Source organism: Streptomyces sp. NPDC054841 (assembly GCF_053611045.1).
On sequence record NZ_JBSGZO010000425.1, the window covers coordinates 1 to 7,440 of the forward strand.

Annotated in this window: 8 protein-coding genes; 1 reads left to right on the forward strand and 7 read right to left on the reverse strand. The window is 70.4% G+C overall.

The genetic code is table 11. The features are described 5' to 3' along the window. The 4 genes from ACWGI8_RS35365 to ACWGI8_RS35380 form a co-directional block, all read right to left on the reverse strand. The coding region (locus ACWGI8_RS35365) for an LCP family protein (protein ID WP_453667318.1) at positions 1–1,786 on the reverse strand (1,786 nt) is incomplete at its 3' end. A gap of 19 nt (positions 1,787–1,805) precedes the next feature. Further along, positions 1,806–2,423 carry a nicotinate-nucleotide adenylyltransferase gene (gene nadD, locus ACWGI8_RS35370; RefSeq protein WP_453667320.1) on the reverse strand — a complete coding sequence of 206 codons (618 nt, stop codon included), beginning with the start codon at positions 2,421–2,423 and terminating at the stop codon, positions 1,806–1,808. A 38-nt stretch (positions 2,424–2,461) separates the two neighbouring features. Further along, positions 2,462–2,623: a hypothetical protein gene (locus ACWGI8_RS35375; RefSeq protein ID WP_453667322.1), complete on the reverse strand. Its 162-nt coding sequence runs from the start codon at positions 2,621–2,623 to the stop codon at positions 2,462–2,464. An 83-nt stretch (positions 2,624–2,706) separates the two neighbouring features. Beyond that, complete coding sequence (locus ACWGI8_RS35380) at positions 2,707–2,871, reverse strand: hypothetical protein (protein WP_453667324.1); 165 nt, start codon at positions 2,869–2,871, stop codon at positions 2,707–2,709. A 133-nt stretch (positions 2,872–3,004) separates the two neighbouring features. Between ACWGI8_RS35380 and ACWGI8_RS35385 the strand changes: the two genes are divergently transcribed. Then, positions 3,005–4,114, forward strand: coding sequence for a M48 family metallopeptidase (locus ACWGI8_RS35385; protein WP_453667326.1), 1,110 nt, complete (start codon positions 3,005–3,007; stop codon positions 4,112–4,114). On the opposite strand, the gene ACWGI8_RS35390 is transcribed toward ACWGI8_RS35385, so the two are convergent. From ACWGI8_RS35390 to ACWGI8_RS35400, 3 genes are all read right to left on the reverse strand, one after another. Continuing rightward, complete coding sequence (locus ACWGI8_RS35390; RefSeq protein WP_453667328.1) at positions 4,099–5,199, reverse strand: SCO2583 family membrane protein; 1,101 nt, start codon at positions 5,197–5,199, stop codon at positions 4,099–4,101. The two genes, ACWGI8_RS35385 and ACWGI8_RS35390, sit on opposite strands and share 16 nt — an antisense overlap. Before the next feature lie 78 nt (positions 5,200–5,277). Continuing rightward, positions 5,278–5,889: an SCO2584 family spore wall biosynthesis protein gene (locus ACWGI8_RS35395; RefSeq protein ID WP_453667330.1), complete on the reverse strand. Its 612-nt coding sequence runs from the start codon at positions 5,887–5,889 to the stop codon at positions 5,278–5,280. 66 nt (positions 5,890–5,955) lie between these two features. Next, the gene (locus ACWGI8_RS35400) at positions 5,956–7,239 is read right to left on the reverse strand and encodes a glutamate-5-semialdehyde dehydrogenase (protein WP_453667332.1); all 1,284 of its coding nucleotides are present in this window, start codon (positions 7,237–7,239) and stop codon (positions 5,956–5,958) included. Between the last annotated feature and the right edge of the window lie 201 nt (positions 7,240–7,440).

Here is a 7,440-nt window from a genome sequence, read left to right on the forward strand (position 1 = left end):
CGACCAGGACGTCCGCGTTCGCCGCCGCCTTGCCCTTCTCGACCGCGCTCTCCGACAGGCCGAGGGTCTTGGCGACCTCGACCGCCTTCGCCTTCTGGGCCGCGTCACCATAGATGACCTGCGACGACGACTCGGATTCCGCCTTGCCCGCGTCGACGAACGCATAGCCGCCGTTGACCAGGACGATTCTGGCGGCCTCGGTGGCGTCGCCGTTGCCGCTGGCGTTCCGCACACCGACCCGCACCGCCGCGCCCTGCTCCGGTGCGCTGACCTTGCCGCCCAGGATGTCCTTGACCACGCTGTCGCTCGCCTCCTGGCTGAGCGTGCCGTCCGGCTGGACGGGCAGCAGGGCGGTCTTGTAGTCGCCGCCCTTCGCATGCTCGGCGAGCTTCGCGAGCGAGGCTCCGAGGTCCTTCTCGGGCAGCGAGGGGTCCAGGATCTGGGCCAGAGTCTCCACGGTCACCGTCGCGCCCTTCGGGTCGCTGGAGATCTTCCGCAGCACGCCGTACATGACCTGGCCGAAGCGCTGCAGCTGCTTGGCCTCGGCCTCACCGGGTCCGCGGTAGGTCGCGTAGGCGACGGCCATGCGGCCGTTGAGCGTCTGGTTCTCGCCCTTCTTCACCACCGGCGCCTCGCCCTTCTTGGCGCCCGGCACCGCGGTGTCGGTGGTGAGGTCGATGCCGCCGACCAGCTCCACCAGGTTCTCCAGGTAGGGGGTGTCCAGCCGCCAGGTGCCGGTGATCCGGGTACCCAGCAGGGTGCCGATCGCCTCGCGGGTGCCCGTGGTGCCGTCATCGTCGACGGACTTGCCGAGGGTGGTGGCGGTGCCCTCGTCGTCGGCGACGGAGAGCGAGTTCGGGAGCAGGACGGTCGTGCCCTGCTTGGTGGTGGAGTTGTCGACCAGCAGGGCGGTGGAGGTGCCCTTCTGCTTGGTGTTGTGCAGATGCAGCACGATCACGTCGCGCTTCTGTGGGCCGGTGGCGGTGTTCTGCGAGCCGCCGGAGCCCGAGGTGCCGGGCAGCTTGCCCGTGTACCAGAGGTAGCCGACCCCTCCGGCGAGAGTGAGGGCGAGGACGACGACGAGAGCGACGACGCGGTTGCGGCCGCGGCGCTTGGCCTCCTCGCGCCGTTCGGAGCGGCTCTCGGTGAACTTCAGCCAGTCGATGACGTCCTCGGAGTCCTCGTCCGGCTCCTCGATGAACGAGAACTGCTCGGTGCGGTACTCATGGTCACCGCCGGGGCCCCGGTCGGCGCCCTCGGGCGCGGGGCGGCGCTGTCCGGGCACACCGGCCTGCTCCGGTGCGGGCTGGGCCGGTGCGGGTCGAGCCGCTCCGGCCTGTGGCTGATACCCGGGCTGGGGCTGCTGGGGCGGGACGCTCCACTGCTGGGTCGTGTCGACGACGGCGGCCTGCTGGCCCGTGTCGTAGCTCTGGCCCGTGTCGTAGCTGTAGCCGTCGTAGCCGTACCCGCCCTGTGTCTGCGGCTGCCCGCTGTACGGGTCGTAACCCTGGGGCTGCTGGGGCTGCTGGGGCTGCTGCGGCTGGGCGTACGGGTCGTAGCCGTATCCCTGCTGCTGCGGCGACTGCCGCTGGTTCTGTTGCTGGTTCTGCTGCTGGTTCTGCTGCTGGTTCTGCTGCTGGTTCTGCTGCTGCGCGTACGGGTCGTAACCCTGGGGCTGCTGGGAGTGCTGGGGCTGCTGGTACACCGGCTGCCCGTACTCGTCGTAGCCGATGATCTGCGGCTGCTGTGGGTAGTACGGGTCGTACGGGTTCTGCTGGTCGTTCACCGGTGCCCCTCTCCGTGGCTCACTTGCCGCGGTACAACTGGCGCTTGTCGATGTAGCGCACCACACCGTCCGGCACCAGATACCAGACCGGGTCGCCCTGCGCGACCCTCGCCCGGCAGTCGGTGGACGAGATCGCCAGCGCGGGCACCTCCACGAGGGAGACCCCGCCCTTGGGCAGTCCGTCGTCGGTCAGGTCGTGGCCGGGCCGGGTCACGCCGATGAAGTGGGCCAGCGAGAACAGCTCTTCGGCATCCCGCCAGGTGAGAATCTGGGAGAGCGCGTCGGCCCCGGTGATGAAGAAGAGGTCCGAGTCGGTGTTGAGCGCCCGCAGGTCACGCAGGGTGTCGATCGTGTACGTCGGGCCACCGCGGTCGATTTCGATACGGCTGACCGAGAACTGCGGGTTGGAAGCCGTGGCGATGACCGTCATCAGGTAGCGGTCCTCCGCCGGCGACACCACCTTGTGGGTCTTCTGCCACGGCTGCCCGGTCGGAACGAACACCACCTCATCGAGGTGGAACAGGGCGGCCACCTCGCTGGCGGCCACCAGGTGTCCATGGTGGATCGGGTCGAACGTCCCGCCCATGACTCCGAGTCGGCGCTTGCCGCGGCCGGTAGGCACTTCCTGCTGTCCCATGCGTGCAGAGCCTACTGGCACGGCGATTCGGCCCCGTCTCAGCGGTCGCGGTTGAAGCGGGTGGTGATCCACAGCAGCAGGAGCAGGGCGAAGAGGGCGCCGCCACCGGTGAGGTACGGGCTCAGGGATTCGTGGCTGCCACCGTGCTCGGCGCCCTCGGCAAGAGTGACCAGGTTGGCGGCGGTGCTGGCGAGACTCATCTTCTGCAGGACCTATCGATCGGGAGTCGGAGCGGAGCTTCGGGCACATCGTATGCGTGCGGTCCGGGCACGCTCACGCCGACTCAGTCGTTGTCGGTTTCGTCGCCCCCGTCTCCGCGGTATCCGCGCAGCAGGAACCAGGCGAGCAGGGCAGCTCCGACCATCGAGACGAGCAACACGATCCGGAGCGTGTCGCCCGGCCCCTGCTGCTCGGATGCGGCGGCGAGCAGTGCGGCGGTGTCCGGCATATCCGGTCTACTCCTCGGTTATCCACAGGCCCCGCCACTCCGTAGCCCCAGCACCTACGCTGGGGTCTGCCAGGGGGACGAGTCAGGACTCGCAAAAGAACAGCAGGACTCGTAAAGAATCAGGGGGCACCCCATGACCGACAGCAGCCACGAGAATGTGCCGAGCAGGCAGCGCAAGCGCTTCACGGCCATCTCCTCCCGGGCGTACGAGCATCCCGCGGACCGCTCGGCGCTGGTCGCGCTGCGCAAGCTGACCGGTTTCGACACCGTCTTCAAGGCGCTCAGCGGGCTGCTGCCCGAGCGCAGCCTCAGGCTGCTCTTCCTCTCCGACTCCGTGCGGGTGAGCGACGCCCAGTTCGCGCATCTCAACGTCATGCTGCGCGACGCCTGTTACATCCTGGACCTGGAAAAGGTCCCGCCGATGTACGTCACGCAGGACCCGAAGCCGAATGCCATGTGCATCGGCATGGACGAGCCGATCATCGTGGTCACCACCGGCCTGGTGGAGCTGCTCGACGAGGAGGAGATGCGGGCGGTCATCGGCCATGAGGTGGGGCATGCCCTCTCCGGCCACTCCGTCTACCGCACGATCCTGCTCTTCCTCACCAATCTCGCGCTGAAGGTCGCCTGGATCCCGCTCGGCAACGTCGCGATCATGGCGATCGTGACGGCGCTGCGGGAGTGGTTCCGCAAGTCGGAGCTCTCGGCGGACCGGGCCGGACTGCTGGTGGGCCAGGATCTGCAGGCGTCGATGCGCGGCCTGATGAAGATCGCCGGTGGCAACCACCTGCACGAGATGAATGTGGACGCGTTCCTGGAGCAGGCCGAGGAGTACGAGGCCGGAGGCGACCTGCGTGACTCCGTTCTGAAGATCCTCAATCTGCTGCCGCGTACGCACCCCTTCACCACGGTGCGCGCCGCCGAGCTGAAGAAGTGGGCCGAGAGCCGCGACTTCCAGCGGATCATGGACGGTCACTACCCGCGCCGTACGGAGGACAAGGACACCTCGGTCACGGACTCGTTCCGCGAGTCGGCCTCCCACTACGCGGACACGGTTCGGACCAGCAAGGATCCGCTGATGAAGCTGGTCGGGGACATAGCCGGAGGTGCGGGCGACCTGGGCGGCCGGCTGCGCGACAAGTTCACGGGCAGCGCGAGCGGCACGGGCCGCAGCGGCGGTAACGGCAGCCGTCCGGCGGACGGCGGAGCCGAGACCGGGACCGGCGGTCAGGACGAGGGCTGAGCGCTTGGGGCGAGGACTCCGCAGAGCGCGGCGGCGGCACGGCCCGTCTCGTACGGGTCGGTGCCGGCTGGGCCCTCACTGGTGCCCCGCTGGCCAGCCAGAAGCGGCTGCAGGGCGCCCGAGGCGTCGGCCGAGCAGGCCATGGGACCGGCCTGCACATAGCTGAAGAGCAGCTCGGCGCGGTGTGTGCGCAGGTCGTCGCGGTCGAAGCGGAAGTGCAGCTCGCGGCGGACCGTGAACAGGGAGGCGTCGTCGGCCTGCTGCCCGCCCTCTTCGGCGGTCGGACCCGAGCCCGCGGCGGCGGGGCGCAGGGCGTAGACGAAAGTGTGGTCCGAGGTCACTTCGAGGGCGTTGGGGCCTGCGTCGGTGACATGGAGCGTGCCCTGGACGCGCACCTCGGGGTCGGCCAGGGCCGTCTTCGCCGGGTCGAAGCGGACCAGCCAGCCGGTCAGCGCGTGCCTGCCGTCGTCCGCGGGGGCGGCCAGGGACCGGTCGAACTGGTCCAGCTGCTCCGGGTCGAGCAGCACCCGCACGGGCCGCACCGCGTCCCCGGTGAGCACGTCGGGGTCGAGCGAGGACTCCACTAGGTAGTCCTTGGCGATGGTCAGCGCGGTCGTGACCTGGCTTTCCGAGAAGTTCTTGGTGCGGCGGGCGCCCGGGAAGGTGATACCGGCGCCGCCGTTGCGGAACTGGGCGGCCGGGCTGTGGGCGTACAGCTCGGCCGGCTCCCCGCCGGGCACGGGGTCCTTGGGCGCCAGGGGTATCACGGTGCTCCGCAGCGGCTGGGCGGGCTGGGCGGCCGGCGTCTGATACGGATGGCGGACGCCCATGTAGATGGCGGTGCCGAAGGCCAGGGCGATCAGCAGGAGCAGCACGAGGATCTGCTTCGACCCGGTCCACAGGATCCACCCGGGACGGCTCCTGACGGCCCTGGCGTGGTCGCCCATCCGTTCCTGCGCGGAGAACTCCTGAAGGCGGGCAGCGCGGACGAACGATTCGTCGAAGACGACGGACCGGTACTCGTCCTCACCTCCGCCGGGGAGCCCCTCGGGTGTCCCCTCAGGTGGGTCTCCACGCCCTGCCATACCTTCAGAGTAGGTCGGGAGAAGCACACGTAAACGCGCTGCCGCGCGACAAGTTCTGACAAGCTCTCACGCGCTCCGTCAGGGGGTGCGCGGCGCTGCGGAGGCGGGAGGTGCGGAGTACTCTGCGGAGGCCGAGGGGCGGGTGACCCGTTCCGGGACGGAGCCCTTGGTGGTGGCGTCGACGCCGGTCGTGGCGGGCGGCGGGACACGGTCCTGGCGGTTGGCCGCGGCTCCCCGGTAGACGGCGGTGAAGGCGAGGGCGACCATGCCGATCCCCATCACCAGGGCGAGGACCCACGCGACGGGGCGGTGCCAGCGGGCAGCGCCGCGGTAGGGGCGCAGGGAGCCGCCGTGCGGTCCGTACGGGCCCAGGTCCCGGCCCGCGCGGCCGATGGGGTCGTAGTCGTCGTAGCGACGCTCGCGGCCGTACTCGTCCGCGGGGCCGTAGCCGTCGTCGTAGAGCTCGTCGTCGGCGGGGCCGGCGCCGGCCCGGGCGCGGGCGGCTTCGGCCTCGGCGCGGGCCTGGGCCGCAGCGAGCAGCCGCTCGACAGCCGTCGGTTCGTGGATCTCGGCGGCCCGTACGAAGTCCTCGTCGAACACCACGGAGGCGAAGTCCTCGTTCGCGCCTCCGCGGTCGTCGTCGGGCTCCCAGCCGTCCGGGAACGGCCTGCCCCCCACGTCGTCCGGCACGCATTCAGGGTAGACCTGGGTGCGGGTTTTGGGCAGGGAGTGCGGTCAACTGCCCGCACTCTTTCGTCACCGGGTGTGACCGTCTCCCGTCACGATGTACTTCGTCGAGGTCAGCTCGGGAAGGCCCATGGGACCGCGGGCGTGCAGCTTCTGCGTGGAGATGCCGATCTCCGCGCCGAAACCGAACTGGCCGCCGTCGGTGAAACGGGTGGACGCGTTCACGGCGACCGTCGTGGAGTCGACCAGCTGGGTGAAGCGGCGGGCCGCGGCCTGGGAGGTGGTGACGATGGCCTCGGTGTGCCCGGAGGACCAGAGGCGGATGTGCTCGACGGCGCTGTCGAGTGAGTCGACGACGGCGGCGGCGATGTCGTACGAGAGATATTCGGTCTCCCAGTCCTCCGCCGTGGCGGGCACGACCTTGGCCTTGGAGCCTTCGGCGTAGGCCTGGGTGCGGTCGTCTGCGTGGACGGTGACACCGGCCTCGGCGAGGGCGTCCAGGGCGCGCGGGAGGAAGGCGTCGGCGATGTCCTGATGCACGAGGAGGGTCTCGGCGGCGTTGCAGACGCTGGGGCGCTGGGCCTTGGAGTTGATGAGGATGGAGACGGCCATGTCGAGGTCGGCCTGGGCGTCGACGTACACATGGCAGTTGCCCGTGCCGGTCTCGATGACCGGGACCGTGGACTCCTCGACGACGGTGCGGATCAGGGAGGCGCCGCCGCGCGGGATGAGGACGTCGACGAGGCCGCGGGCGCGCATCAGCTCGCGTACGGAGTCACGGTTCTCGCCGGGCACGAGCTGGATGGCGTCGGCGGGCAGGCCGGCTCCGCCGACGGCGTCGCGCAGGACCCTCACCAGGGCGGTGTTGGAGGAGTAGGCGGAGGAGGAGCCACGGAGCAGGACGGCGTTGCCGGACTTCAGACAGAGCGCGGCGGCGTCCACCGTGACGTTCGGCCGGGCCTCGTAGATGATCCCGACGACGCCGAGGGGGACGCGGACCTGGCGCAGGTCGATCCCGTTGGGGAGGGTCGAGCCGCGGACGACCTCGCCGACCGGGTCGGGCAGGGCGGCGACGTCCCGGACGTCGGCGGCGATGGCCCGGACCCGCTCGGGGGTCAGGGTGAGCCGGTCGATGATCGCCTCGCTGGTGCCGGCCTCGCGGGCGCGGGCGATGTCCTCGGCGTTGGCCTCGACGATCTCGCTCGTACGGACCTCGAGGGCGTCGGCGATCGCCAGCAGGGCGTCATCCTTGACCGCGCGCGGGAGTGGCGCGATCCCTGCGGCGGCCGCGCGGGCCCGGTAGGCGGCCTGCGCGACCGGGGTCATGTTGTCGTACGGCGAGAGCGAGGTCATGCCCGCAGGGTAATGCGCGGTCTGCGGGCATCCCGCACGTATTCCGTACTACGAGACGGATCGGGCCCCGGAGCGAGACCGGAGCCCGGAGCCCGGAGCCTCCCCGGTCCTCACCGCCGCTCCCGGACCTCACGCGCAGCTCCCGGTCCTCACGCGCAGCTCCCAGATTCCTCAGCCGGCGCTCCCAGGCCTGCCCTGCCC

What these genes read in the sequence shown, in the direction of transcription:
- ACWGI8_RS35400 (WP_453667332.1), bottom strand. Translation starts at nt 7,239, where the DNA reads ATGACCTCGCTCTCGCCGTACGACAACATGACCCCGGTCGCGCAGGCC.
- ACWGI8_RS35375 (WP_453667322.1), bottom strand. Translation starts at nt 2,623, where the DNA reads ATGAGTCTCGCCAGCACCGCCGCCAACCTGGTCACTCTTGCCGAGGGC.
- ACWGI8_RS35390 (WP_453667328.1), bottom strand. Translation starts at nt 5,199, where the DNA reads ATGGCAGGGCGTGGAGACCCACCTGAGGGGACACCCGAGGGGCTCCCC.
- nadD (WP_453667320.1), bottom strand. Translation starts at nt 2,423, where the DNA reads ATGGGACAGCAGGAAGTGCCTACCGGCCGCGGCAAGCGCCGACTCGGA.
- ACWGI8_RS35385 (WP_453667326.1), top strand. Translation starts at nt 3,005, where the DNA reads ATGACCGACAGCAGCCACGAGAATGTGCCGAGCAGGCAGCGCAAGCGC.
- ACWGI8_RS35380 (WP_453667324.1), bottom strand. Translation starts at nt 2,871, where the DNA reads ATGCCGGACACCGCCGCACTGCTCGCCGCCGCATCCGAGCAGCAGGGG.